Source organism: Teichococcus aestuarii (genome assembly GCF_042651065.1).
Classification (GTDB): domain Bacteria; phylum Pseudomonadota; class Alphaproteobacteria; order Acetobacterales; family Acetobacteraceae; genus Pseudoroseomonas; species Pseudoroseomonas aestuarii.
Genome location: NZ_JBHSCH010000007.1, coordinates 65461 through 89749, shown reverse-complemented (window position 1 = coordinate 89749; position 24289 = coordinate 65461). Strand labels below are relative to the sequence as shown.

Sequence of the window (24289 nt, the reverse complement as noted above, 5' to 3'; positions counted from 1 at the left end):
GACGAGGAACACGATCCATGCGTGGCCTGCCCCTGGCCCTGTCTTGCCTGCCCGCCCTGCTGGCGGGTGCCCTGCTCGCGACGCCCCCTGCCCAGGCCCGCAGCGCCGCGCCTCTCGCGGCGGCGGCCACAACGGGAAGCATGGCATTGCCGGTGCGCGAAGAGAATGCGCGCCCGCATCGTGGCGAGGCCTCCTTCTACCATGACCGCTTCCATGGGCGGGAAATGGCCAATGGGGAGACCTTCCGGCAGGAATCGGATTCCGCCGCCAGCCGTACCCTGCCCCTCGGCACCCGGGCGCAGGTGCGGAACCTGGAGAATGGCCGGACCGCCGAGGTGACCATCGAGGATCGTGGCCCCTATGCGCGCGGCCGGGTGATCGACCTGAGCAAGAGCACCGCCCGCAAGCTGGACATGATGGAGGATGGCACCGCGCCCGTGGAGGTGCGGCCGCTGCCCGGAAACCGGCAGGACTGACCGCCGGTCCCGGCGGCCTGGGCCGACCCACCCAGCCCGGCCGCATTGCCCGGGGCGACGGGCGCCCCATCTGAGACAGACCTGGTCATGGGCGGCGGTGCCGCCCCATGGCCCATCGCAAGACAAGGAGGGCCACCCATCATGAGAGGATTGAAGCTGGCCGCAATCTGCGCCGCCCTTGGCCTCACCGCCATTCTCTCCCCCGTCGAAAGCCGCGAGGTGAAGCGGGAGACCACTGCCCGCAGCGCCACCGCGGGCAAGCCGGCCCCGCGTGCGGCGCACCGGGTGCAGCGGGGGCGGGCTTCGTTCTATGCCAATCATTTCCACGGCAAGCGCATGGCCAATGGCCGCCGCTTCAACCGCAACTCCAACGCGGCGGCCAGCCGCACCCTGCCGCTCGGCACCGAGGCACGGGTGAAGAACCTGGAGAATGGCCGCACCGCCGTCGTCACCATCCAGGATCGCGGGCCGTTCAAGCGCGGGCGGGTGATCGATGTCAGCCCCCGCATCGCCACCCAGCTCGGCATGCGCGAGGACGGGGTGGTGATGGTCGAGGTGGTGCCGCTCAGCATTCCCAGCAACCCGGGCTGAACCGGCCTTTGACAGCCGGGAAAGGCGCCATGGCCTCTCCCGGCTTCCGGGCTGTCAGGCGGCGTTGCGCCGCGCATGGCCGCGCACGGCGGCCTCGATGCCCTCCAGATCGTTTGGCAGCACGCTGAAGCGCTCCTCGCGCTCATAGAGATCGGCCAGCCGTGCCGGCAGGGGCGGGCGGAAGCCGGTGGCCTTTTCCACCGCATCCGGGAACTTGGCCGGATGCGCCGTGGCCGCCACGATCACCGGGATGCCCTTGTCCTCCGGACGGTGCGCCCGCGCCGCCGCCATGCCGATGGCGGTGTGCGGATCGGCCAGATAGGCGCTCTCCCGCCACAGGCGGCGGATTTCTTCCAGTGTCCCCTCGTCGGAGAGGGTGTGGCCGTGGAACAGGGTGGTTGCCTTCTTCCAGGCGGCGTCCGGCACCGGCATGCGGCCCTCGGCGCGGAAGCGCTGCATGGTCGTGGCCGTGGCCGCCGCGTCCCGTCCCAGCAGCTCGAACAGCAGCCGCTCGAAATTCGACGAGACCTGGATGTCCATGCTCGGCGAGAGCGAGGGCGCCACCCCCTGCACCGACATGTCGTTGGCGGCGAGGAAGCGGGCCAGGATGTCGTTGCGGTTGGCGCCGATGATCAGCCGCTCGATCGGCAGGCCCATGCGGCGCGCCACCCAGGCGGCCAGCACATTGCCGAAATTGCCGGTGGGGACGGAGACGGCCACCGGGCGGTCCGGCGCGCCGAGCGCCAGCGCGGCATAGGCGTAGTAGGGCACCTGCGCCGCGATGCGCGCCCAGTTGATGGAATTGACCGCCGAGAGGCGCATCTCCTGGCGGAAGGGCGCGTCGTTGAACATCGCCTTCACCAGGTCCTGGCAGTCGTCGAAGCTGCCCTGGACGGCGATGTTGTGGATGTTGGGCGAGAGCACCGTGGTCATCTGCCGGCGCTGCACCGCGGAGGTGCGGCCCTCCGGGTGCAGGATCACCACGTCGATCGCGGCGCGGTCGCGGCAGGCCTCGATGGCGGCGGAGCCGGTGTCGCCCGAGGTGGCGCCGACGATGGTGACACGCTCGCCGCGCTTCGCCAGCGCATGGTCGAAGAGCTGCCCGAGCAGCTGCATCGCCATGTCCTTGAAGGCCAGCGTCGGCCCGTGGAACAGCTCCAGCGAGAAGATCCCCGGCTCCACCTGCACCAGCGGCGCCGTGGCGGCATGGCCGAACCCGCCATAGGCGGCGTGGGCCATGCGCAGCAGCGTGGCCTCGTCCGGCGTGCCGCCGGTGAAGCGCGCCATGAGGTGCGCGGCCAGTTCCGGATAGGGCAGGCCGCGCAGGCCGCGCCATTCGGCGGCCGAGAGCAGCGGCCAGGTTTCCGGCATGAACAGGCCGCCATCCTCGGCCAGCCCGGCCAGGAGGACGCCTTCGAAATCGCGGGCGGGGGCGGCGCCCCGGGTCGAGACATAGCGCATGATGCGGGCAGATTAGGCCCTGGCGCGGCATCCGGCCATGCCGGTTGCGCGCATTTGCCGCGCTCCACCGCCTTGGCGCGCGGGCCGATCGGGTTCACCGTGGCGCCCATGTCCTCCGATGCCGCGCCCGCCGATGCCGCCGCCCTGCTCGAGCGGCTGCTCGCCACCCCCGCCGCCAGCGCCCCCACCCATGCCGGGGATGGCCGGCTCTACTTCCTGCACGACGCGGAAGGCTCCGCGCAGGTCTGGGAGATCCCGGCCGGCGGCGGCGCGCCCCGGCCGCGCACCCGCCACCGCGACGCCGTCTCGCACGTCGCCGGCCTGCCGGATGGCGGCGCCGTGTTCGGCCGCGACGGCGCCGGCGACGAGCGGGTGCAGCTGCACCACCTCCCGCCCGAGGGCGAGGCCCGCGCGCTGACCGAGGCGCCGGAGGTGATCCATGGCTGGGGCGCCGTCTCGCCCGACGGGCAGCGCATCGCCTACACCGCCAATGCGCGCGACCCGGCGCACACCGATGCCTGGGTGATGGACCTCGCAACCGGCCAAGCCCGCTGCGTGGCCGAGGTGGAAGGCCCGCACGAACTGCCCGCCTGGGCGCCGGAGGGCGACGCGCTGCTGCTGGCCACCGCCCCCCGCACCTTCGAATCCAGCCTCGACCGCGTGGCCCTGGCCGATGGTGCCCGCACCCCCCTCACCCCGCATGAGGGCGACTGGCGCCACCAAGTGCCGCGCGGCAAGGCCGGTGGCGGCGGCTTCTGGCTGCTGACCGACCGAGGGCGGGATTTTCTGGGCGTGGCCTTCCAGGAGCCCGGGGCGGCGCCGCGCTTCCTCTACGCCCCGCCGCATGACGTGGAGGTGCTTCAGCTCTCGCCGGACGAGTCGCTGCTGGCGGTGGTGGTGAACGAGGGCGGCTACTCCCGCCTGCGCTTCCTGGATGCGGCCAGCGGCGCGGTGCGGGCCGCGCCCTGGCACCCGCGCGGCGTCATCACCAAGGTCAGCTGGGCGCCGGATGGCAGCCATGTGGCCTTCGACCTGGCGGGCTTCGCCTTTCCCGCCGGGCTGCACCACGCCTGGCCGGGCCGGGCGGAGAGCGAGCCGCTGTTCCCGGCCGACGTCCCGCGCGGGCTGCGGCAATGGGAAAGCATCACCTACCCCACCCATGACGGGCGGGAGATTCCCGCCTTCCTGGCCCTGCCGGAAGGCGAGGCGCCGGCCTCCGGCTGGCCCATGCTGGTCTGGGTGCATGGCGGCCCGGCGGCGCAGGCGCTGCCCAACTGGCGGCCCGACCTGCAGGCGGTGCTGGCCATGGGCATCGGCGTCCTGGTGCCGAATGTGCGCGGCTCCACCGGCTATGGCCGTGACTACGCCGCGCTGGACGACCGGGAGAAGCGGCTGGACAGCGTGGCCGACCTCGCCGCCGCCCATGCCTTCCTCGCCGCCCGGCCGGGGGTGGATGGGGCGCGCATCGGCATCATGGGGCAGAGCTATGGCGGCTGGATGGTGCTGGCCGCCACCACCGAATACCCGGCGCTCTGGGCCTGCGGCGTGGATTTCTACGGCATCGCCCGCTGGAAGACCTTCTTCGAGCGCACCGGCCCCTGGCGCATCGGCCACCGCGCCGCCGAATATGGCGACCCGGTGCGGGACGCCGAATTGCTGGAGCGCCTCTCGCCGCTGCTGCGGGCGGAGCGCATCGCCTGCCCGCTGCTGGTGGCGCAGGGGATGACCGACCCGCGCGTGCCGCCGCAGGAGAGCGCGCAGATCGTGGCGGCGCTGGAGCGGCGCGGCGTGCCGGTGGAATACCTCACCTTCCCCGATGAGGGGCACGGCTTCACCAAGCGCGACAACCGGCGGCGGGTCTACCGGGCCGTGCTGGCCTTCCTGGCGCGGCACCTGAAGGGCTGAGGGCGGGCATGTACGATCTCTGGGTGAACTACCCCGCCATCCCGGCGCAGGAGGCGGCGGTCTCCGGCGCGCTGCGCGGCCTGCTGGAGGGCGGCGCTCCCCTGCCTGCCGCCTATGGCCCGCCCCAGGGGGCGGAGGCGGCACGCCGGGCCATCGCGCCGCTGCTCGGGCTGGCGCCGGGGCAGGCGCTGGCGCTGACCTGCGGCGGGCAGTCGGCGCTGAGCGTGGCCTTCACGGCGGCGCTGGCGGCGGCCGGGCCGGGGCGGCGGCGCATCGCCATGGAGGCGCACACCTTCCCCATGGCGCGGCACTTCCTGGCGCTGGAAGGCGTGCCGACCCTCGGCCTGCCGATGGATGCCGAAGGCATGGACCTCGCCGCGCTAGAACAGGCCCTGGCCAGCCCCGAGCCGCCCGGCGTGCTCTATGTGATGCCGGTGGTGCACAACCCGCTCGGCCTCACCTACAGCGCGGCGCGGCTGGCGGCGCTGGCCGCGATCGTGGCACGGCACGACCTCTGGGTGGTGGAGGACGAGGCCTATGCCTTCCTCGCCGCGCCCGAGCTGCGGCCGCCCAGCCTCGCCAGCCTGCTGCCGGAGCGGGTCTTCGGCATGTGGAGCTTGTCCAAGATGGTCTCGCTCTCGCTGCGGCTGGGGGCGGTGTCGGCGCCCGCGGCGCTGGCCGAGGTGGCGGCGGAGCAGATCCGCATCCGCGGCCTGACGGCCAATCCGGTGATCGCCGCCGCCACGGCGCGGCTGGCGGAGGATGGCACCGCCGCCCGGCTGGTGGCGGAGAAGCGCGCCGAGGGCGCCGCGCGCCGTGCCCTGGCGCGGGAGATTCTGGGCACGGCGCGCTTCGCCACCGAGCCCGGCGATTCCTGGCACATCTGGATGCACCGCCCCGCCGGCGAGGCGGAGGCGGATTTCCTGGCGCGGGCGCGGGCGGCGGAGGTCTCGCTCGCCCCCGCCACGCCCTTCCGCCATGCCGGGGGCGAGGCGCCCTTCTTCCGCCTCTCGCTGGGCGGCGAGGCGGAACGGGCAAGGCTGGCGGAGGGGCTGGGCCGGCTTGCCCGCGTGCTCACTTAGCGGCCGCTGGCCGGGAGCGTGACGCCAAACTCGAAAAGTCTTTTTGCTTCTTTTTCTTCAGAAAAAGAAGGTTCCTTCCTTCAATCCTCCTCTCACGGCAGGATGCGGATGACGGCCTCGATCTCGACCGGCACGTTGGAGGGCAGCGACCCCATGCCGACGGCCGAGCGGGCATGGTGGCCACGCTCGCCCAGCACGGCGGCGAGGAGCTGCGAGCAGGCGTCGATCACCTTGGGCTGCTCGCCAAATTCCGGCGTGGCGTTGACCATGCCGAACACCTTGAGGAACTCCACCCGCTCCAGCGAGCCCGCGGCCTCGCGCGCCACGGCCAGGAGATGCAGCGCGCAGAGCTCGGCCGCCTTGCGCGCCTCCTCCACCCCCATCTCCGCGCCCACCTTGCCCTGAATGACGGAGCCATCGGCCAGCCGGGGCACCTGCCCGGAGAGGTAGGCGACATCGCCCACGCGGCGGAACGGCACGTAGCTGAACAGCGGCTTGCCCACCTTCGGCAGGCTGTGCCCCAGCGCCTCCAGGCGTTGCTCGGCGGTCTCGGTCATGATGTGTCCCTTGAACTCGAAGAAGAAAAAGAAGAGGGGTCCGGGGAGAATTCCTTCCCCCCGGATTCTTTTCAGTTGCGCCTGTGCTGACGCACAGCCGCCCTCAAACGCCGGCGCCAGCATCCGCCGGCCTGGCTCCGCCGCACAGGCGGCGGCGCCCGTTCGGGCGCTCGTCCCGCGCTGCGGGCCGCGCTCTCAAAGGGTCTTCCCCCGCGCCGCGACATCCTGGAACCCCAGGAACTCCCCCCCGCGCACGAAGGCGATACGGTCATGCAGGTTGCTGACGGGGCAGACATGGTTGGGCACCACGCGCAGCCGCTCGCCCAACTCCGGCTTCCGGGCGCAGGCGGAGAGGTCGAGCATGCCGTGCTCCTCGCTCAGCCGCTCCAGCCGCGCTTCCGGGTAGTCGGGGAAGTAGCCGTGGCCGAGCTCCGCGCCCCCCGGCATCGGGTCGGCCGCGAAGCTCTTGGTGCCGGCGTCGATGATGCCGCGCTCCGCCGTGGGGCGGCTGATGACCGTGACATGCAGGTGCAGGGCGCAATCGGCCCAGCCGGCATGGCCGGCCGCCACCATCATCCGGTCGTTGTAGATGTAGGTGCCGACGCGCAGCTCGTTGACCGGCGCCAGCTCATGGGTGCGGAAGGCATCCGGCGTGCCGCCGCCGGAGAGGATGGCGGGCTCCAGCCCCTCCGCCCGCAGCCGCGGCAGGATGGCCTCCAGGAACACGGCGCTGGCGGCGGAGACGGGGTAGGTCATCAGCCCGTCGAAGCGCAGGCCGGGGGTGGCGCGGGCGGCGCGGGCCAGCTCCAGCGCCGCCTCCACGCTGGTGACGCCGGTGCGCCGGGCGCCGCTGTCGAACTCCACCAGCACGCCGATCTCGGCCCCCGCGGCGGCGGCGGCCTCGGCGGCGTTGCGCAGGGCCAGCGGGTTGTCCACCGCCACGCGCATCCGCGCCCGGCCCGCCAGCGCGCCGAGGCGCGCGGCCTTGCCCTGCCCCAGCAGCGGGTAGGAGATCAGGATGTCGTCCAGCCCGGCATCGGCCATCACCTCCGCCTCGCCCAGCTTCTGGCAGGTAATGCCGCGGGCGCCGAGCGCCACCTGCCGCTGGGCCAGGGCCGGGATCTTGTGCGTCTTGATGTGCGGCCGCAGGGCCAGGCCGTGGCGGTCGCAGTATTCCTGCATCCGCGCCAGGTTGGCCTCGACCACGGCGAGGTCGACGACGGGGACGGGGGTTTCGAGGGTGGCGAGATCCATCGGGGCTCCAGCGCGAGACATGCCCGCCAGGAAACACCCGATCGGCGCCGCTGTCGCCCCCTCGCGCGGCTTCGCCGCCGTTCAGCGGCCCTGGAAGGCGCGGGCCAGGGCTTCCCACAACGCCTTGCGGCGCCATTCCGCGTCGAGCGGCAGGCCGCGATGGGTGCGGCCGTCGCGCAGCGCCACGGCGGGCTCGGTGGCCAGCCAGGAGTATTTGTCGGACAGGCCCCAGGTGAGGATGGTGCGCACCCCGCCCTCCAGCGCCGTGGCGACGAAGGCATGGGCACGCTCGGCCACCAGCGCGTCGCGCGCCCCCATGTCCTGTGGCGGGCTCGGCGCCTCCCGCACATCCAGCTCGGTGATCAGCACGGCCAGGCCCATCTGCCGCAGCTCGGCCAGGAAGGCGGCGAAGGGCGCCGGGCGGAAGGGGCGGACCATCTGCAGGTGCGCCTGGATGCCCACCGCATCCAGCGGCGTGCCCCGCGCCAGGAGGGAGCGCAGCAGCGCCAGCAGGCGGCGGCGCTTCTCGGTGGCGTCGGGCGTGTCCTCCTCGATGCCGTATTCGTTCAGCGTCAGCCGCAGGGTGGGGTCGCGCTCGCGCGCCATGCGGAAGGCGATGTCGATGTAGTTGGGCCCCAGCGCGCGCAGCCAGGGCGTGTCGCGCAGCTCGCCGGGGCCGGCCTGGGGCACGTCGCTGCCGGGCGGGTTGGCCACCGGCTCGTTGACCACGTCCCAGTCGCGGATCTGGCCGCGGGCATGGGACAGGACGCGGTCGAAATGCGCGGCCATCACGGCCAGGGCGCGGTCCCGCCCCTCGCCCAGGGCGGCGCGGGTCCAGTCCGGCAGGTCGTTGTGCCAGATCAGCGCATGGCCGCGCACCGGGCGGGCGCGGGATTGCGCCCAGCGCAGGATGGAATCGAGCGGGGCGGTGTCGAAGCGGCCCTCCTGCGGCTGCAGGGCGGACCATTTGGCCTCCCATTCCGGCACCACAATGGCGGCCTCGGTCTCGAAGGCGCGGTGGTAGTCCGGGTCGGTCTCCAGGAGCTGGCCCTGCACGGCGGCGCCGAAGGTGAGGCCCTGGCTGCGCGCCAGGGCGCCCAGGCTGGGCAGGCCGGAGAGATCGGGCGCGGCCTGGGCCCGGCCCAGGGATGGGGACAGCGTGCCGGCGGCCGTGGCGGCCAGCAGGGTGCGGCGGCGAAGCATGGCGATGCTCAAGCCGCGGCCGGGCTGCGTGCGGCGAGCTTCCCCTTGGTGGCATCGGAGCGCGCCAGCCATTGCTGGTAGCGCCCGTGCCGCCAGCGCAGCAGCCGCCACGCCCCTTGCGCGGCGAGGCCCGCCAGGCGGCCCCGGGGCGTCAGCCCGATCGATTTGAAAACCATGCCCATGCCACGCTCGATATGCCGGTAGCGATAGTAGCCCATGGCACGCCCCATGTAGCCGGCGATACACCGTTCATGGTCGTAGGCCGCGCCTTCCGGCTCGTTGCCGCAGTGATAGGCATAGGCCAGCTCGTCATCCTCCGACTCGCCGATGCGGCCGGCGGCGACGCGCAGGCGCTGCGGAAAGGAGAGCCGTTCCCGCGCCAGGTAGCGCTTCATGTGGTCGTAGAAGAGCTTGAAGTGGCGGTACTCGTCCGCCGCGATGAGGCGGCAGATCTCCTTCAGCACCGGCTCCTCCGTCGCCTCGCCCAGGGCCGTGTAGTAGCTGGAGGTGCCTGTCTCCACCATGCAGCGGGCGATCAGCTCGCCGGTGCGGCTGCCGCGGATGGAGGCATCGGCGTTGACGTCGATCCGGTAGCCGTTGCGGTAGCGCTCGAAGGCGTCGTCGAAGCTCCAGCCGGGGTCGGCCAGCATGGCCCAGCGGCCCAGCGCGTCGCCATGCTGCACCTCCTCCACCGCCCAGTTGTCGGCGGCCTGGCGGAAATCCGGGTCGTCCTGGAAGACGCGGTTGAGATAGAGGGCGTAATCGACGCCGTTCTTCTCCACCATCGCCGCCGCCTTCACCAGGGGGATCAGTCCGGCGTCGAGCCGCGCCGGATCGAACCGGTTCCAGGCCACCTGCGCGATCTGCCAGTGCTTCATGCCGCTGCCCCCACCGCCCGGGGCACGCGCCAGCCCAGGGACATAGAAAAACGCCGTCCGCAGGGATGATCTGCGAACGGCGTCGGGAATCAAGTCACAGCCCGGACAGGACCGGTGGCGCGGTGCCTCAAGCGGCCTCGGCCGCGGCGGCCATCTCGCGCGCGGCAAGCAGGCGGTCCATCGCCGCCTCGCGCGTCTCCGGCGTCTCGCTGCCGGCCGCGTCGTAGGCGGCCTCGGCCTCCTTCACACGGGCGGCGGCGGCGGCGCGGGAGAGCGAGGCGACGGGCGTCGCCTCATCCGCCAGCACCGTGACGCGGGTCGGCGTGATCTCGGCGAAGCCGCCGAGCACGAACAGCCTCTCGGTGGTCTGCCCGTTCTCCTGCACGCGGATGACGCCGCCCTTGAGGGCCACGATCATCGGCGCCATGCCGGGGAGCACCCCCATCTCGCCCTCCGCCGCCGGGATGATGGCCATCTCGACGGGGCGGGAGAGAAGGAGCTTCTCCGGGCTCACCAGTTCCAGGTCGAAGGTCGCCATGGATCAGCTCCCCCTGCCCGGTTCAGGCCGCGGCCTTGAGGGTCTCGGCCTTCTTCACCGCGTCCTCGATGGTGCCGACCATGTAGAAGGCGGCCTCGGGGAGGTGGTCGTACTCGCCCTTGCAGATGGCGGCGAAGGAGCGGACCGTGTCCTCGATCTTGACGAACACGCCCGGCGTGCCCGTGAAGACCTCGGCGACGTGGAAGGGCTGGCTGAGGAAGCGCTGGATCTTGCGCGCGCGCGCCACGATCAGCTTGTCGTCCTCGGACAGCTCGTCCATGCCCAGGATGGCGATGATGTCCTGCAGCGACTTGTAGGTCTGCAGGATGCGCTGCACCTCGCGGGCCGTGTTGTAGTGCTCGTCGCCGATGACGCGGGGGTCCATCGCGCGGCTCGTGGAGTCCAGCGGGTCCACGGCCGGGAAGATGGCCTGCTCGGCGATCGAGCGCGACAGCACGGTGGTCGCGTCGAGGTGGGCGAAGGAGGCGGCGGGGGCCGGGTCGGTCAGGTCGTCGGCGGGCACGTAGATGGCCTGCACCGAGGTGATCGAGCCCTTCTTCGTCGAGGTGATCCGCTCCTGCAGGGCGCCCATGTCGGTGGCCAGCGTCGGCTGGTAGCCCACCGCGGAGGGGATGCGGCCGAGCAGGGCCGAGACCTCGGCGCCCGCCTGGGTGAAGCGGAAGATGTTGTCGATGAAGAAGAGCACGTCCTGGCCCTGCTCATCGCGGAAATACTCCGCCATGGACAGGCCGGAGAGCGCGACGCGGGCGCGGGCGCCCGGCGGCTCGTTCATCTGGCCATAGACCAGCGCCACCTTCGAGCCCTCGGTGGAGCCGTTCTCGCCGAGCTTGATGACGCCGGCATCGATCATCTCGTGATAGAGATCGTTGCCCTCGCGCGTGCGCTCGCCGACGCCGGCGAACACGGACACGCCGCCATGGCCCTTGGCGATGTTGTTGATCAGCTCCTGGATGGTCACCGTCTTGCCGACGCCGGCGCCGCCGAACAGGCCGATCTTGCCGCCCTTCAGGTAGGGGCACATCAGGTCGACGACCTTGATGCCCGTCACCAGGATCTCGGCCGAGGTGGCCTGGTCCTCAAAGGCGGGAGCATCGCGGTGGATGGTGTAGCTCTTGGTTGCGGCCACCGGGCCGCGCTCGTCAATCGGCTCGCCGATGACGTTCAGGATGCGGCCGAGGGTGCCCTCGCCCACCGGCACGGAGATGCCGGCGCCCGTGTCCACCACCTCGGCGCCGCGGACCAGGCCGTCGGTCGTGTCCATGGCGATGGTGCGGACGGTGCGCTCACCGAGGTGCTGCGCGACTTCCAGCACCAGGGTGCGGTCGCCGATCATCACCTTCAGGGCGTTCTGCATGCTCGGCAGTTCGGCGGGGAACTGCACGTCCACGACAGCGCCCAGGACCTGCGTGACCTTGCCAACGTTGTTCTTCATGGCCGTCATTCCCCTCAGAGGGCTTCCGCACCCGAGATGATCTCGATCAGCTCGCGGGTGATGTTCGCCTGACGCGTACGGTTGTAGGTCAGGGTCAGCTTGTTGATCATGTCGCCGGCGTTGCGCGTGGCGTTGTCCATGGCGTTCATCTGGCTGCCGAAGAAGCCAGCGGAATTCTCCAGCAGCGCGCGGTAGATCTGGATGGCCAGATTCTTCGGCAGCAGCTGCGCCAGGATCGTCGCCTCGTCCGGCTCGTACTCGTACCACGCCTGCGCGTCACCCGCCTCGGCCTTGGCCTCCGGCAGCTCCGCCGGGATCAGCTGCTGGCCCGTGGGGGTCTGGCTGATCACGTTGCGGAAGCGGTTGTAGATGAGCGTGCAGACGTCGAACTCGCCCGCCTCCAGCATCGCGGTGACGCGGGTGGCGATCTCGTTCGCATCCTCGAAGCCGACGCGCTTCTTGCCCTGGAAGCTGACCTCGCCCACCACGCGGGAGGCGAATTCACGCTTCAGGTAGGAGGCGCCCTTGCGGCCGACGGTCAGGATCTTGACCGTCTTGCCTTCCGACTCCAGCGCCCGGATCCGGGCGCGGGCGAAGCGGCTCACATTGGTGTTGAAGGGGCCGGCCAGACCGCGGTCGCCGGTGACGACGACCAGCAGGTGCACCTGGTCCGCGCCGGTGCCCACGAGGAGCTTCGGCGCGTCCGGGTTGCCGGCCACCGCCTGCCCGAGCGCGCCCAGCATGCGGGCCATGCGCTCGGCATAGGGGCGGGCGGCCTCGGCCTGCTGCTGGGCGCGGCGGAGCTTCGCCGCCGCGACCATCTTCATCGCCTGGGTGATCTTCCGGGTGGATTTGACGCTGTTGATGCGTCCCCGGAGTTCCTTGAGGTTGGCCATGCTGTCTGCCCCGGCCCGATCTCAGACCGCGAAGGACTTGGCGAAGTCGTCCATGAAGGACACCAGCTTCGCCTCGTTCTCCTTGGTGATCTCCTTCTTGTCGCGGATGCTGGCGACGATTTCAGGCGCATTGGCCTTGATCGAGGAAAGCAGCTGCGTCTCGAAGGCGCCGACCTTGGCGACCGGGATCTTGTCCAGGTAGCCGCGGACGCCGGCGAAGAGCGAGATCACCTGCTCCTCGACGGGCACCGGCTTGAACTGCGGCTGCTTCAGCAGCTCGGTCAGGCGCGCGCCACGGGCCAGCAGGGCCTGGGTGGAGGCGTCGAGATCCGAGGCGAACTGGGCGAAGGCCGCCATCTCGCGGTACTGGGCCAGCTCCAGCTTGATCTTGCCGGCGACCTGCTTCATCGCCTTGATCTGGGCGGCGGAGCCGACGCGGGAGACCGAGAGGCCGACGTTCACGGCGGGGCGGATGCCCTTGAAGAACAGCTCGGTCTCCAGGAAGATCTGCCCGTCCGTGATCGAGATCACGTTGGTCGGGATGTAGGCGGAGACGTCGCCCGCCTGCGTCTCGATCACCGGCAGCGCGGTCAGCGAGCCGAGGCCGGCGGCCTCGCCCATCTTGGCCGCGCGCTCGAGCAGGCGCGAGTGCAGGTAGAACACGTCGCCCGGATAGGCCTCGCGGCCCGGCGGGCGGCGCAGCAGCAGCGACATCTGGCGGTAGGCCACGGCCTGCTTCGACAGATCGTCGTAGAAGATGACCGCGTGCTTGCCGCTGTCGCGGAAGAACTCGCCCATGGCGCAGCCCGTGTAGGGCGCCAGGAACTGCATCGGCGCCGGGTCGGACGCCGTGGCGGCGACGACGATGGAGTATTCCATCGCGCCGTTCTCTTCCAACGTGCGGACCAGCTGCGCCACCGTCGAGCGCTTCTGCCCGATGGCGACGTAGATGCAGTAGAGCTTCTTCGACTCATCCCCGGAAGCGTTGATCTGCTTCTGGTTGATGATGGTGTCGATGATGACGGCGGTCTTGCCGGTCTGGCGGTCGCCGATGACCAGCTCACGCTGGCCGCGGCCGATCGGGATCAGCGCGTCGATCGCCTTCACGCCCGTCTGCATCGGCTCGTGCACCGACTTGCGCGGGATGATGCCGGGCGCCTTCACCTCGACCAGGGCGCGGGTCACGTCGACCAGCGGACCCTTGCCGTCGATCGGGTTGCCCAGGCCATCGACCACGCGGCCGAGCAGGCCGCGGCCGACCGGCACGTCGACGATGTCACCCGTGCGGGAGACGGTGTCGCCCTCGCGGATCTGCTGGTCGTTGCCGAAAATGACGACGCCGACGTTGTCGGTCTCGAGATTGAGCGCCATGCCCTTGAGGCCGGCGGAGGGGAACTCCACCAGCTCACCGGCCATGACATTCTGCAGGCCGTAGACGCGGGCAATGCCGTCGCCCACGGTCAGCACGGTGCCGACCTCGGCAACATTCGCATCGGCGTCGAAACCGGCGATCTGCTGCTTCAGGATCTCCGAGATCTCGGCGGGACGGATCTCCATATCAGGCGGCCCCCTTCATGGCGTACTGCAGGCGCTGCAGCTTGGACTTGATCGAGCTGTCGTAGAGGCGGGACCCGAGACGGACGACCAGGCCACCCAGCAGGGTGGTGTCGACGCGCTCGACCAGCTTCACGTTGGAATACCCGGCTTCCGTCAGCCGCGCGACGAGCTGCGTGCGCTGCGTGTCGGAAAGCGGATGGGCGGTGGCGACCTCGGCGGTCTGCTGACCGCGCTGCTCGGCGAGCAGCGTGCCGAAGGCGGCGATCACCTGCGGCAGCGCCGCGAGGCGGCGGTTGGCGATCATCACGCCGACCAGGTTGCGGACCTCGCCGGAGATTCCGGCGCGCTCCAGCACGGCGAGAGCGCCGCGCCGCTGCGCGCCGCTGTCGAGGCGCGGATCCTCGACGAAGGCGCGGAAGGCCGCGTCCTTCGACCAGAGGCCGTTCAGGCTGTCCAGGTCGGCGGCGACGGAATCGACCGCCTTCTTGTCCTTGGCCAGCTCCAGCAGCGCCAGCGCGTAGCGCTGCGCGAGGCCGGAAGGTTGGGTCGCGTTGGGCGAGACGTTGGTCGCTTCGGAGGCCACGGAGGATCCCGTTCTCTGCTATCCCGGCGTCCCGCCGCGCGGTGCCCCGGAGGGCATTCCGGCGGTTGGACATGATTTCGACGCGCGCGGACATCGTCCGCCGCGGCGGCCCGGCATTAACACAAGGTATTGCGGCGCGGCAACGGGGGGTGCGGCGGATTCGTTACCGGGTCTTCACCAGCCTGTCGCAATTTGTCGCTTTGCCGCGCCGCGTCACAGGAAGCTGACGGGGTCGATATCGACCTGCACTCGCACCCCGGCCGGCACCCCGGCGCGGGAGAGCCACTCCCGCAGCAGCGGCTGCACCGCCACGTCCCGCCGCGCCTTCAGCAGCAGCCGCCGCCGGTGCCGCCCGCGCAGCAGGGCAAGCGGCGCCGGCGCCGGGCCCAGCACCTCCACCCCCTCCGCCTGCGGCGCGGTGAGCCCCAGGTCGCGCGCCGCGCGGTCCGCCTCCCGCTCATCCTCGGCCGAGACGATCAGCGCGGCGAGCCGGCCGAAGGGCGGCCAGTGGCCGGGGCGGCGGCTTTCCGCCTCGGCCTCCATGAAGGCGTCGAGATCGCCCGAGACCAGCGCCTCCAGCACCGGATGCTCGGGGCTCCAGGTCTGCAGCAGCACCCGCCCCGGCGCCTCGGCCCGGCCGGCGCGGCCGGCCACCTGGTGCAGCAGCTGCACCGTGCGCTCAGCGGCGCGCAGGTCGCCGCCCGCGAGGCCGAGATCGGCATCCACCACCCCCACCAGGGTCAGGTGCGGGAAGTGCCAGCCCTTGGCGACGATCTGCGTGCCGATGATGAGGTCCACCTCGCGCTCCTGGATGGCGCGCGCCGCCTCGGCCGCCGCGGCGGGGCCGGGGATGGTGTCGGAAGCCATCACCAGCCGCCGCGCCTCGGGGAAGAGCAGCGCCGCCTCCTCCTGCACCCGCTCCACGCCAGGGCCGAGCGGCGTCAGGCTGCCCTCGGCGGCGCATTCGGGGCAGGTCTCGGGAATCGGCTCGGCATGGCCGCAATGGTGGCATTGCAGGGTGCGGCGCACCCGGTGCTCCACCAGCCAGGCGGTGCAGTTGGGGCAGCGCATGCGGTGGCCGCAGCTGCGGCAGAGCGTCAGCGGCGCATAGCCCCGCCGGTTGAGGAACAGCATGGCCTGCTGTCCCGCCGCCAGCGTCTCCCGCACCGCCTCGACGAGGGGCGGGCTGAGGAAGCGGCCGCGCTCGGGCGGCGTGCGCCGCTGGTCGATCACCGCCACCTCGGGCAGGCTGGCGCCGCCATGCCGCACCGGCAGGTGCAGCGCGGCGTAGCGGCCAGTCCCGGCATTGGTCAGCGTCTCCAGGCTGGGCGTGGCGGAGACCAGCACGCAGGCGGCGCCGGCGAGGCGTGCGCGCACCACCGCCATGTCCCGCGCGTGGTAGATGACGCCCTCCTCCTGCTTGAAGGCGGTCTCGTGCTCCTCGTCCACGATGATCAGGCCGAGATCCGGGAAGGGCAGGAACAGGGCCGAGCGGGCGCCCACCAGCACCGGCGCCCGCCCCTCGGCCACGGCGCGCCAGGTGTCCCGCCGCAGCCGGCTGCCGAGCTCGGAGTGCCACAGGGCGGGCGGGCCGCCGAAGCGCCGCTCGAACCGCTCCAGCCACTGGGTGGAGAGGGCGATCTCGGGCAGCAGCACCAGCGCTTGGCGGCCCTGCTCCAGGCATTCCGCCACCGCCTCCAGATACACCTCCGTCTTGCCCGAACCGGTGACGCCGGTGAGCAGCGTGACACCGAAGGCCCGCGCCGCGGTGGCCTCCCGCAGCGCCGCCGCCACCTGCCCCTGCTCGGTGCCGAGGGTGGGTCCGGGGTGGGCGGGGTCGGGGCGTGGGAACTCGGCGCCGGCCGGCAGCAGGGCGGGCTCGAGCAGCCCGGCCCCGGCCATGCCGCGCACCACGCCGGCGGAGACGCCGGCCTCGGCGGCCAGGGTGGCGGCGGTGTAGACCTCGCCCGGCTCCATCGCGTCCAGCACGCGGCGGCGCGCCTCGGTCAGCCGCCCCTCCCCCTGGCCCTCCCCCTGGGCCGCGCGCCGCCCGGCGGCGGCGAGGCGCCAGCCGGCCTTCTGCGCCGGCGGCTCCAGCGCCGAGGGGCTGCTCATCGCCATGCGCAGCACCGCGCCGGGCGGGCTCAGCGTATAGGCCGCCACCCATTCGACGAAGCGGCGCAGGCTGGCCGTCATCGGCGGCACCGGCAGCACCTCCACGATGTCGCGCAGGCGGCGTTCCGGCAGGTCGGGATCGGCCTCGCCATCCCACACCACGCCGTAGAGCTGCCGGCCCGAGAGCGGCACCACCACGAAGCTGCCGGCCGGCGGCACGTCCCGGCCGGCCGGCACCCGGTAGTCATAGGCCCCGGCCAGCGGCAGGGGCAGCAGCACACGCAGACGAGCCATCGAGCCCCTTCTCCAAGACCTTCCCCGGGCGGCACGGCCTTTCGCCCGGCACCCGCCATCCGCTAGATAGGGTGACACGACCCCGGGACGCACCCCCTCCTCCTCGCAACCGGCGCATGTCGCCGCGCCACAGGAAACCGCCTCATGAAGTTCTTCGTCGACACCGCCGAGGTGTCCGAGATCCGCGCGCTTGCCGAGCTCGGCATGGTCGACGGCGTCACCACCAACCCCTCGCTGATCGCCAAGTCCGGCCGCAACATGGCCGAGGTGATCGCCGAGATCTGCACCGTGACGCCCGGCCACGTCTCCGCCGAGGTGACGGCGACCGACTACGAGACCATGCTGGCCGAGGGCCGCTTCCTGCGCGGCATCGCCTCGAACGTGGCGGTGAAGGTGCCGCTGACCGAGGCCGGGCTGCGCACCTGCCGCGCGCTCTCCGACGAGGGCACGCCGGTCAACGTCACGCTGTGCTTCTCCCCCACCCAGGCGCTGCTGGCGGCCAAGGCGGGGGCCACCTACGTCTCGCCCTTCGTCGGCCGGCTGGACGACCTGGCGCAGGACGGCATGCAGCTGATCGCCGACATCGTGCAGATCTACCGCAACTACCCCGCGATCCGGACCGAGGTGCTGGTGGCCTCCATCCGCCACCCGCTGCACCTGGCGCAGGCGGCCAAGCTCGGCGCCGGCGTGGCCACCCTGCCGCCCGCCGTGATCCGCCAGCTCATCAAGCACCCGCTGACCGACCGCGGCCTGGAGGCCTTCCTGGCCGACTGGAAGAAGACCGGCCAGAGCATCCTCTGAGCCGGGCGCGGGGCGCGGAGGGCGGCATGACACCCGAGGATGTGGCCGCCTGGCTGCGGGCCCATCCCGGCTTCCTGGCCGAGCAGCCCGAGCTGTACCGGCTGCTTGCGCCGCCGCGCCGCGTCCATGGCGAGGAGCTGGCCGACCACATGGCGGCGATGCTCTCCGCCGAGCGCGCCGCCAGCCGCGAGATGGCGGACGCGGCGCGCGAGGGGGCGGGCTTCGCCGCCCGCGCCCGCGCCGCCGTGCTGGCGCTGATCCCGAGCGCCGACCCGGCCGAGACGGTGAGCCAGGAATGGCCCGCCCTGCTCGGCCTCGAGCATTGCGCCCTGGCCGATGAGGGGATGCCCGCCGCGCACCGGCTGAGCCTGCCCGCCGGCACCGTGGCGCGGCTGCTGCCCGCCGGGCGCGACGCGCTGGTCCGCCCCGCCCCCACCGACCTTCCCCTGCTGCACGCCGAGGCGGCCGGCCTGGTGCGGTGCGACGCGCTGGCCCGGCTGCCCCTGCCCGGCGCGCCCTGCATGCTGGTGCTGGGCGCGCGCGGCGCCACCGGCCTGCCGGCGCGCGGCGCCGGGCCGGACCTGCTGTTCCTGGCGCGCGCCCTGGCCGCGGCCCTGCTGCGATGAGCGAGAACCCCGTCATGACCGGCTTCGAGGCCCGCCAGCTCTGGCTGGACTGGCTGGCGCGGGAGCGCCGGGCCAGCCGCCACACCCTGATCGCCTATGGCGGCGACCTCTCGGACTTCCTGGACTTCCTCACCCGCCACCATGGCGAGGAACCCACCATGGCCAGCTTCGCCGCGCTGCGGCCGGCCGACCTGCGCGCCTTCCTGGCCGAGCGCGCGACGCGCGACGGCGTGGGCAACGCCACCCGCGCGCGGCAGCTCGCCGCCATACGCGGCTTCCTGCGCTTCCTGGCCCGCCACCACGGCCTGCCGCCGCTGGCGCTGGCCGGGCTGCGCGGCCCGCGCGTGGTGCCCCCCGCGCCCCGCCCGCTGACGCCGGAGCAGGCGATCGACGTCTCCCGCGCCGCCGGCGACGTGGAGAACAGCCCCCTCCTTTCGGCGCGCGACACGGCGCTGTTCACCCTGCTCTATGGCTGCGGCCTGCGCATCTCGGAGGCGCTGGCGCTGGATGTGAAGGACGCGCCGAAGGCCCGGCAGGCGCTCCGCATCACCGGCAAGGGCGAGAAGGAGCGGCTGGTGCCGGTGCTGCCCGCGGTGGCCGAGGCGGTGGCGGCCTATCTGCGGCTGCGCGGCGCCGCCCTGCCGGAGGAACCGCTCTTCCTCGGCGCGCGGGGCGACAGGCTGGACCCGGGCGTGGCGCAGAAGGCGCTGCGCACCTATCGCCGCCTCGTCGGCCTGCCGGAGAGCGCCACGCCGCACGCGCTGCGCCACTCCTTCGCCACCCACCTGCTGGGCGCGGGGGGCGACCTGCGCGCCATCCAGGAACTGCTCGGCCATGCCAGCCTCTCCACCACCCAGCGCTACACCAGCGTCGATGCGGTGAAGCTGCTGGAGACTTGGCAGAAGGCGCATCCGCGCAGCGACTAGGCCGCGCCCCTCGCCTCAGCGCCGGCCGAGGCGGCGCATCATCCAGTCCGACCACGCGCCGCAGCGGCTCAGCATGCGGCCCTCCAGCGAGCCCAGCCCGTTCACCTGGGCTGGCCAGCGTGCCTGGCACCAGCCCAGCGCGCGCTGCGACCAGGCATGCTGCTCGCGCAGCACGAAGATGCCGAGCAGCAGGAAGACGGTGCCGTTCATCACCGGCAGGATCAGGCCGATCACGCCAAGCAGCAGCAGCAACCAGCCGGCCAGCTTGCGTTTCCAGGACGGGCGATAGACGAGCATGGCATGGCAGATGGCCCTGCCCCGGCCTCGGCTCAAGAAGCCTGCCTCATGGCTGGCGCATGGCCCCGGCCGTCAGCAGCAGCAGCGCCGCCACCGGCAGGCAGAAGGCGAAGCCCAGCACCAGGAAGCCCGCCGCCCCCGCCACCCCGCCCAGGAAGAAGCCGCCCAGCAATCCGAGCAGCAGGCGCAGCTTGGCGCGGTCCGCCCGCACGAAGGGGCGGCCCTCCAGCGTGCCGGCGCGGTTCCAGTAGAGCAGCCTGCCCAGTTCCACGCCGATGTCGGTGACGATGCCGGTGACATGGGTGGTGCGCATCCGCGCGCCGGAGATCTTGGTGATGGTGGCGTTCTGCAGCCCCATCAGGAAGCAGAGCAGCGGCGTCGCCAGCGCCGCGGGCGGCAGCCCGCCCGATCGCTGCGCCACCAGCCAGCCGGCGCCGCCGCCGGCCAGCAGCAGCCCCGCCTCCAGCCGCAGCGGCGCCAGGTAGGGGTTGGGCCGCCCGCGCCGGCGGCCATGGTTGATCAGCATGGCCGAGGCCATGGCGCCGCCCGTGAAGGCCAGCAGCGCGAGCAGCCCCGCCAGCACCACGGGCACGGCGCCGAGCACCAGATGGTCCGCCATGGCCGAGACGATACCGGACATGTGCGAGGTGTAGGCGCCGGCCAGCAGGAAGCCGCCGGCATTGACCGCCCCCGCCACGGCGGCGAGGCAGAGGCTCAGCCCCGCCTCGCTCAATCCTGCGCGGGCGAGGCCGGCCAGGGGCGGGCGCGGGTGAAGCGAGCCCACCCGCGCCGCGCCGCTCAGATGTGCAGCGGCCGGCCGTCGACGGCCAGGGCGGCTTCCTTCACCGCCTCGTTCAGCGTCGGGTGGGCGTGGCAGGTGCGGGCCACATCCTCGGCGCTGGCGCCGAACTCCATGGCGATGGCGACCTCGGCGATCAGCGTGCCGGCATCCGGGCCCAGGATGTGGCAGCCCAGCACGCGGTCCGTTTCCTTGTCGGCCAGGATCTTCACGAAGCCGTCCACATCGCCCATGGCGCGGGCGCGGCCATTGGCCATGAAGGGGAACTTGCCGACCTTGTAGGCCTGGCCGCGCGCCTTCAGCTCCTCCTCGCTCTCGCCCACGCTGGCAATCTCGGGCCAAGTGTAGACGATGGCGGGGATGACGCCGTAGTTCACGTGGCCGGCCTGGCCCACCAGCATCTCGGCCAGCGCCACGCCCTCATCCTCAGCCTTGTGGGCCAGCATGGCGCCGGCGATGACGTCGCCGATCGCGTAGATGCCGGGGATGTTGGTGGCGAAGTGGCCGTCGGTCTTCACCCGGCCGCGCTCGTCCAGCTCGACGCCGACCTCGGCGAGGCCGAGGCCCTCGGTGTAGGCGCGGCGGCCGATGGCCAGCAGCACCACATCGGCCTTGATCTCCTCGGCCGCGCCGCCGGCGGCGGGCTCCACCGTCAGGGTCACGCCCTCGGCCGACTTGGCGGCGCCGGTCACCTTGGACTTCAGCCTGAACTTCATGCCCTGCTTGGCGAGCACGCGCTCGAACTGCTTGGCCGTCTCGGCATCCATGCCGGGGGCCAGGCGGTCGAGATACTCGATCACCGTCACCTCGGCGCCGAGGCGGCGCCACACGCTGCCCAGCTCCAGCCCGATGACGCCGCCGCCGATGACGACGAGGTGGCCCGGCACCTTCTCCAGCTCCAGCGCGCCGGTGGAGGTGACGACCTGCTTCTCATCGACCTCGACGCCGCGCAGCGGCGCGCTGTCCGAGCCGGTGGCGATGACGATGTTCTTCGTCTCGTAGGTCTGGCCGGCGACCTCCACCTTGCCGGGGGCGACGATCTTCCCGGCCCCCTTCAGCCAGGTGATCTTGTTCTTCTTGAAGAGGAACTCGACGCCCTTGGTGTTGGCGGCCACCACCTCGCCCTTGCGCGCCTGCATGCGCGCCAGGTCGAGCTTCACGCCCTCGACGATGATGCCGTGGTCGGCGAATTTGTGCTTGGTCTCCTCGAAGCTCTCCGAGGATTGCAGCAGCGCCTTCGAGGGGATGCAGCCGATGTTGAGGCAGGTGCCGCCCAGCGTCTCCCGCTTCTCGACGCAGGCCACCTTCAGCCCGAGCTGCGCGGCGCGGATGGCGCACACATAACCGCCGGGGCCGGCGCCGATCACGATCACGTCGAAGCTGTCGGACATGGGGCAAAAGTCCTGCTTGGCAATGGAATGTGACGGGCAAACTGGCGCGGCCGGCGCCATCGGGCAAGGGGGCAGCGTGCCGGAGCCGGCCCCTGGCGGCGCGATCCTGCCCCTCCCGCCCCGCATGCGCCCCGGCCGCCACAGGGGCGGGCATGGGGCCGGGCCCGCGCAGGGATGTTGCGCGCCATGCCCCGCCTCTGCCACGCTGCCCGCAATGGGAGGGGGCCAAAACGAAGCCTCCCCCGTGGAGGAATGACGAGAATGCCCACCCGCTCCGACCGGGCGCTGCCGCGCCGCAACGTCCTGGCTCTCGCCGCCGGCGCTGCCGCCGCCGGCGCCCTGGCGCGCCCTGCCCTGGCACAGGGCTTCCCCGCCCGGCAGATCCGCCTGATGGTGCCCTGGCCCCCTGGCGGCTCGGCCGACGCGCAGCTCCGCTCGATGGCCGATCTCGCCACGCGCAGCCTGGGCCACCCGGTGGTGATCGAGAACCGCTCCGGCGCGCGCGGGCTGCTGGCCGCCCAGGCGCTGCTGCAGGCGGCGCCCGATGGCTACACCCTGGCCCAGCACCACCTCTCGGTGATCCGCCATCCCTACATGACCAAGGCGAAGTCCTGGGACCCGGTGGAGGATTTCACCCCGGTCATCGGCCTCACCGGCTGGCTGTTCGGCGTGGTGGTGCGGACGGACAGCCCGATCAAGAGCTGGGCCGACTACGTGGCGGCGGTGAAGGCGCGCCCGGGGATGATGACCTATTCCACCAGCGGCATCGGCACCACCAACCACCTCGCCATGGAGGATATCTGCAACCGGCTGGGGATGCAGATGACGCATGTGCCCTTCCGCGGCAGCACGGAAGGGGTGACGGCGCTGCTCGGCGGGCAGATCGACAGCATCGCCGACAGCTCGGCCTGGGTGCCGCAGGTGGAGGCGGGGCAGTTCCGCCTGCTCAGCGTCTGGTCGCCCGAGCGGGCCAAGCGTTTCCCCGATGTGCCGACGCTGCGGGAGCTGGGCATCGACCTCGCCGTCACCTCGCCCTACGGCATCGCCGGGCCGAAGGGCATGGACCCGGGCGTGGTGCGCGTGCTGCACGACGCCTTCAAGGCCGCGCTGATGAGCCCCGAGAACACGGCGATCCGCGAGAAATGGGACATGCCGCTGAACTACATGGACACCGAGGCCTATCGCGACTTCACGGTGCGCCGCGCCGCCTATGAGAAGGCGATGGTGGCGCGGCTCAACCTCAGCATCGACGGCTGAAACGCGAAGCGGGGGCCGCGCAACGCGGCCCCCGCCCCTTCATCCCGGGCCCGGAAGGGCCGGGCCTCAGATGTCCAGCATCAGCCGGCGCGGGTCCTCGATGCTCTCCTTCACGCGCACCAGGAAGGACACCGCCTCCTTCCCGTCGACGATGCGGTGGTCGTAGGAGAGCGCCAGGTACATCATCGGGCGGATCTCGATCTTGCCGCCCACCACCATCGGGCGCTCCTGGATCTTGTGCATGCCCAGGATGCCGGACTGCGGCGGATTCAGGATCGGCGTCGACATCAGCGAGCCGTAGATGCCGCCATTGGTGATGGTGAAGCTGCCGCCCGAGAGCTCGTCGAGCTTCAGCTGGCCATCACGCGCCTTGCGGCCGAAGCCGGAGATGCTCTTCTCGATCTCGGCGAAGGACATCTGGTCGGCGTGCTTCAGCACCGGCACGACGAGGCCGGACGGGCCGCCCACCGCGATGCCCATGTGCACGAAGTTCTTGTAGACCAGATCGTCGCCGTCGATCTCGGCGTTGACGGCCGGGAACTCCTTCAGCGCCGAGACGCAGGCCTTCACGAAGAAGGACATGAAGCCGAGCTTGGTGCCCTGCTTCTTCTCGAACACGTCCTTGTACTCGTTCCGCAGCGCCATCACCGCGCCCATGTCCACCTCGTTGAAGGTGGTCAGCATGGCGGCGGTGTTCTGCGCCTCCTTCAGCCGGTTGGCGATGGTCTTGCGCAGGCGGGTCATCTTCACCCGCTCCTCGCCGCCCTCCAGGGCGCGCGGGGCCTTCGGCGCGGCGGGCTTCGCCGCCTCGGGCGCCGGGCGGGCCAGGAAAGCCTGCACGTCGCCCTTGCTGATGCGACCGTCCTTCGCCGTGCCGGTGCCGACCTGCTCGGCCGACACCTTGTTCTCGGCCATCATCTTGGCGGCGGCGGGCAGCGGCGCGTGGCCGACGCCGGGGCGGCCGACCGGGCCGGTCTCGGCGCGCGGCGCCTCCACCTTCGGGCCGGCGGGGGCGGCGGCGGGCGCCGCGGGGGCGCTCGCGGCCTTGTCGGCGGCGGGCTTCGGCGCGGCGGCCTTGCCGTCGCCGGCGCCGATCACGCCGAGCACGGCGCCCGGCTCGACCTCGGCGCCCTCATCGGCGGTGATCGACTCCAGCACGCCGGCGGAGGGCGCGTTGACCTCCACCGTGACCTTGTCGGTCTCCAGCTCCACCAGCGGCTCGTCGGCCGCAACCGCGTCACCGGCCTTCTTCATCCACTTGGCCACCGTCGCGGTGGACACGCTCTCGCCCAGTGTGGGCACCACAATTTCGGTCATTCTGCCGTCGCCTTCTTGCCGGTGCGATGCTC

Annotated in this window: 23 protein-coding genes; 8 read left to right on the top strand and 15 right to left on the bottom strand. The window is 72.1% G+C overall.

Annotated elements, in window-relative coordinates; genetic code table 11:
* The first annotated feature begins 17 nt into the window (after nt 1-17).
* The gene (locus tag ACFOY6_RS05735; RefSeq protein ID WP_379649447.1) at nt 18-476 is read left to right on the top strand and encodes a septal ring lytic transglycosylase RlpA family protein; all 459 of its coding nucleotides are present in this window, start codon (nt 18-20) and stop codon (nt 474-476) included.
* A 141-nt stretch (nt 477-617) separates the two neighbouring features.
* Nucleotides 618-1067, top strand: coding sequence for a septal ring lytic transglycosylase RlpA family protein (locus ACFOY6_RS05730; RefSeq protein ID WP_379649445.1), 450 nt, complete (start codon nt 618-620; stop codon nt 1065-1067).
* 54 nt (nt 1068-1121) lie between these two features.
* Here ACFOY6_RS05730 and thrC read toward each other — a convergent pair whose 3' ends face one another.
* Nucleotides 1122-2528 carry a threonine synthase gene (gene thrC, locus ACFOY6_RS05725; protein WP_379649443.1) on the bottom strand — a complete coding sequence of 469 codons (1407 nt, stop codon included), beginning with the start codon at nt 2526-2528 and terminating at the stop codon, nt 1122-1124.
* Between the two features lie 54 nt (nt 2529-2582).
* On the opposite strand from thrC, the gene ACFOY6_RS05720 reads away from it, so the two are divergent.
* Nucleotides 2583-4433 carry a S9 family peptidase gene (locus ACFOY6_RS05720; protein ID WP_379649441.1) on the top strand — a complete coding sequence of 617 codons (1851 nt, stop codon included), beginning with the start codon at nt 2583-2585 and terminating at the stop codon, nt 4431-4433.
* A gap of 8 nt (nt 4434-4441) precedes the next feature.
* Nucleotides 4442-5515, top strand: coding sequence for an aminotransferase class I/II-fold pyridoxal phosphate-dependent enzyme (locus ACFOY6_RS05715; RefSeq protein WP_379649439.1), 1074 nt, complete (start codon nt 4442-4444; stop codon nt 5513-5515).
* Nucleotides 5516-5607: 92 nt separating this feature from the next.
* Here the strand turns inward: ACFOY6_RS05715 and ACFOY6_RS05710 are convergent, their stop codons facing one another.
* The 10 genes from ACFOY6_RS05710 to ACFOY6_RS05665 form a co-directional block, all read right to left on the bottom strand.
* Complete coding sequence (locus ACFOY6_RS05710; protein WP_379633113.1) at nt 5608-6072, bottom strand: RidA family protein; 465 nt, start codon at nt 6070-6072, stop codon at nt 5608-5610.
* 195 nt (nt 6073-6267) lie between these two features.
* Entirely contained in the window at nt 6268-7326 is a 1059-nt protein-coding gene (locus tag ACFOY6_RS05705) for an alanine racemase (protein WP_109516287.1), read from the bottom strand.
* A gap of 81 nt (nt 7327-7407) precedes the next feature.
* Complete coding sequence (locus tag ACFOY6_RS05700) at nt 7408-8529, bottom strand: endo-1,4-beta-xylanase (RefSeq protein ID WP_379649437.1); 1122 nt, start codon at nt 8527-8529, stop codon at nt 7408-7410.
* An 8-nt stretch (nt 8530-8537) separates the two neighbouring features.
* Nucleotides 8538-9407, bottom strand: a complete 870-nt coding sequence (locus ACFOY6_RS05695) for a ferritin-like domain-containing protein (RefSeq protein WP_109516288.1) — start codon at nt 9405-9407, stop codon at nt 8538-8540.
* Between the two features lie 127 nt (nt 9408-9534).
* Nucleotides 9535-9945, bottom strand: coding sequence for an ATP synthase F1 subunit epsilon (gene atpC, locus ACFOY6_RS05690; RefSeq protein WP_109516289.1), 411 nt, complete (start codon nt 9943-9945; stop codon nt 9535-9537).
* Between the two features lie 22 nt (nt 9946-9967).
* Entirely contained in the window at nt 9968-11398 is a 1431-nt protein-coding gene (gene atpD, locus ACFOY6_RS05685; protein WP_379633103.1) for a F0F1 ATP synthase subunit beta, read from the bottom strand.
* Between the two features lie 14 nt (nt 11399-11412).
* Nucleotides 11413-12294, bottom strand: a complete 882-nt coding sequence (locus ACFOY6_RS05680; RefSeq protein WP_109516291.1) for a F0F1 ATP synthase subunit gamma — start codon at nt 12292-12294, stop codon at nt 11413-11415.
* Nucleotides 12295-12315: 21 nt separating this feature from the next.
* Nucleotides 12316-13851, bottom strand: coding sequence for a F0F1 ATP synthase subunit alpha (gene atpA, locus ACFOY6_RS05675; RefSeq protein WP_109516292.1), 1536 nt, complete (start codon nt 13849-13851; stop codon nt 12316-12318).
* 1 nt (nt 13852) lies between these two features.
* On the bottom strand, nt 13853-14434 hold the full coding sequence (locus ACFOY6_RS05670; RefSeq protein WP_109516293.1) for a F0F1 ATP synthase subunit delta: 582 nt from the start codon (nt 14432-14434) through the stop codon (nt 13853-13855).
* Between the two features lie 213 nt (nt 14435-14647).
* The gene (locus tag ACFOY6_RS05665) at nt 14648-16843 is read right to left on the bottom strand and encodes a primosomal protein N' (RefSeq protein ID WP_379649434.1); all 2196 of its coding nucleotides are present in this window, start codon (nt 16841-16843) and stop codon (nt 14648-14650) included.
* 144 nt (nt 16844-16987) lie between these two features.
* On the opposite strand from ACFOY6_RS05665, the gene fsa reads away from it, so the two are divergent.
* The 3 genes from fsa to ACFOY6_RS05650 are packed head-to-tail and all read left to right on the top strand — an operon-like array spanning nt 16988 to nt 19196.
* Complete coding sequence (gene fsa / locus ACFOY6_RS05660) at nt 16988-17644, top strand: fructose-6-phosphate aldolase (protein ID WP_109516295.1); 657 nt, start codon at nt 16988-16990, stop codon at nt 17642-17644.
* 26 nt (nt 17645-17670) lie between these two features.
* Complete coding sequence (locus ACFOY6_RS05655) at nt 17671-18270, top strand: hypothetical protein (RefSeq protein ID WP_109516296.1); 600 nt, start codon at nt 17671-17673, stop codon at nt 18268-18270.
* The gene (locus tag ACFOY6_RS05650) at nt 18267-19196 is read left to right on the top strand and encodes a tyrosine recombinase XerC (RefSeq protein ID WP_245906206.1); all 930 of its coding nucleotides are present in this window, start codon (nt 18267-18269) and stop codon (nt 19194-19196) included. Before ACFOY6_RS05655 ends, ACFOY6_RS05650 begins: the two co-directional genes overlap by 4 nt.
* A 15-nt stretch (nt 19197-19211) precedes the next feature.
* Here ACFOY6_RS05650 and ACFOY6_RS05645 read toward each other — a convergent pair whose 3' ends face one another.
* From ACFOY6_RS05645 to lpdA, 3 genes are read right to left on the bottom strand one after another with little or no spacing between them, the layout of a single operon-like run.
* Complete coding sequence (locus tag ACFOY6_RS05645; protein ID WP_146201847.1) at nt 19212-19529, bottom strand: PGPGW domain-containing protein; 318 nt, start codon at nt 19527-19529, stop codon at nt 19212-19214.
* A gap of 10 nt (nt 19530-19539) precedes the next feature.
* The gene (locus tag ACFOY6_RS05640; protein ID WP_379649430.1) at nt 19540-20277 is read right to left on the bottom strand and encodes a YoaK family protein; all 738 of its coding nucleotides are present in this window, start codon (nt 20275-20277) and stop codon (nt 19540-19542) included.
* Between the two features lie 14 nt (nt 20278-20291).
* Nucleotides 20292-21809 (bottom strand): dihydrolipoyl dehydrogenase, encoded by a 1518-nt coding sequence (gene lpdA / locus ACFOY6_RS05635; protein WP_379649428.1) that lies wholly within the window; start codon nt 21807-21809, stop codon nt 20292-20294.
* A gap of 135 nt (nt 21810-21944) precedes the next feature.
* On the opposite strand from lpdA, the gene ACFOY6_RS05630 reads away from it, so the two are divergent.
* Complete coding sequence (locus tag ACFOY6_RS05630) at nt 21945-22940, top strand: tripartite tricarboxylate transporter substrate binding protein (RefSeq protein WP_109516301.1); 996 nt, start codon at nt 21945-21947, stop codon at nt 22938-22940.
* Between the two features lie 66 nt (nt 22941-23006).
* Here ACFOY6_RS05630 and odhB read toward each other — a convergent pair whose 3' ends face one another.
* The gene (gene odhB, locus ACFOY6_RS05625) at nt 23007-24257 is read right to left on the bottom strand and encodes a 2-oxoglutarate dehydrogenase complex dihydrolipoyllysine-residue succinyltransferase (protein ID WP_109516302.1); all 1251 of its coding nucleotides are present in this window, start codon (nt 24255-24257) and stop codon (nt 23007-23009) included.
* Nucleotides 24258-24289 lie beyond the last annotated feature (32 nt).

Coding starts and splice junctions, on each gene's coding strand:
- ACFOY6_RS05735 (WP_379649447.1), top strand. CDS start 18: ATGCGTGGCCTGCCCCTGGCCCTGTCTTGCCTGCCCGCCCTGCTGGCG.
- ACFOY6_RS05730 (WP_379649445.1), top strand. CDS start 618: ATGAGAGGATTGAAGCTGGCCGCAATCTGCGCCGCCCTTGGCCTCACC.
- thrC (WP_379649443.1), bottom strand. CDS start 2,528: ATGCGCTATGTCTCGACCCGGGGCGCCGCCCCCGCCCGCGATTTCGAA.
- ACFOY6_RS05715 (WP_379649439.1), top strand. CDS start 4,442: ATGTACGATCTCTGGGTGAACTACCCCGCCATCCCGGCGCAGGAGGCG.
- ACFOY6_RS05710 (WP_379633113.1), bottom strand. CDS start 6,072: ATGACCGAGACCGCCGAGCAACGCCTGGAGGCGCTGGGGCACAGCCTG.
- ACFOY6_RS05705 (WP_109516287.1), bottom strand. CDS start 7,326: ATGGATCTCGCCACCCTCGAAACCCCCGTCCCCGTCGTCGACCTCGCC.
- ACFOY6_RS05700 (WP_379649437.1), bottom strand. CDS start 8,529: ATGCTTCGCCGCCGCACCCTGCTGGCCGCCACGGCCGCCGGCACGCTG.
- ACFOY6_RS05695 (WP_109516288.1), bottom strand. CDS start 9,407: ATGAAGCACTGGCAGATCGCGCAGGTGGCCTGGAACCGGTTCGATCCG.
- atpC (WP_109516289.1), bottom strand. CDS start 9,945: ATGGCGACCTTCGACCTGGAACTGGTGAGCCCGGAGAAGCTCCTTCTC.
- atpD (WP_379633103.1), bottom strand. CDS start 11,398: ATGAAGAACAACGTTGGCAAGGTCACGCAGGTCCTGGGCGCTGTCGTG.
- ACFOY6_RS05680 (WP_109516291.1), bottom strand. CDS start 12,294: ATGGCCAACCTCAAGGAACTCCGGGGACGCATCAACAGCGTCAAATCC.
- atpA (WP_109516292.1), bottom strand. CDS start 13,851: ATGGAGATCCGTCCCGCCGAGATCTCGGAGATCCTGAAGCAGCAGATC.
- ACFOY6_RS05665 (WP_379649434.1), bottom strand. CDS start 16,843: ATGGCTCGTCTGCGTGTGCTGCTGCCCCTGCCGCTGGCCGGGGCCTAT.
- fsa (WP_109516295.1), top strand. CDS start 16,988: ATGAAGTTCTTCGTCGACACCGCCGAGGTGTCCGAGATCCGCGCGCTT.
- ACFOY6_RS05655 (WP_109516296.1), top strand. CDS start 17,671: ATGACACCCGAGGATGTGGCCGCCTGGCTGCGGGCCCATCCCGGCTTC.
- ACFOY6_RS05650 (WP_245906206.1), top strand. CDS start 18,267: ATGAGCGAGAACCCCGTCATGACCGGCTTCGAGGCCCGCCAGCTCTGG.
- lpdA (WP_379649428.1), bottom strand. CDS start 21,809: ATGCGGGGCGGGAGGGGCAGGATCGCGCCGCCAGGGGCCGGCTCCGGC.
- ACFOY6_RS05630 (WP_109516301.1), top strand. CDS start 21,945: ATGCCCACCCGCTCCGACCGGGCGCTGCCGCGCCGCAACGTCCTGGCT.
- odhB (WP_109516302.1), bottom strand. CDS start 24,257: ATGACCGAAATTGTGGTGCCCACACTGGGCGAGAGCGTGTCCACCGCG.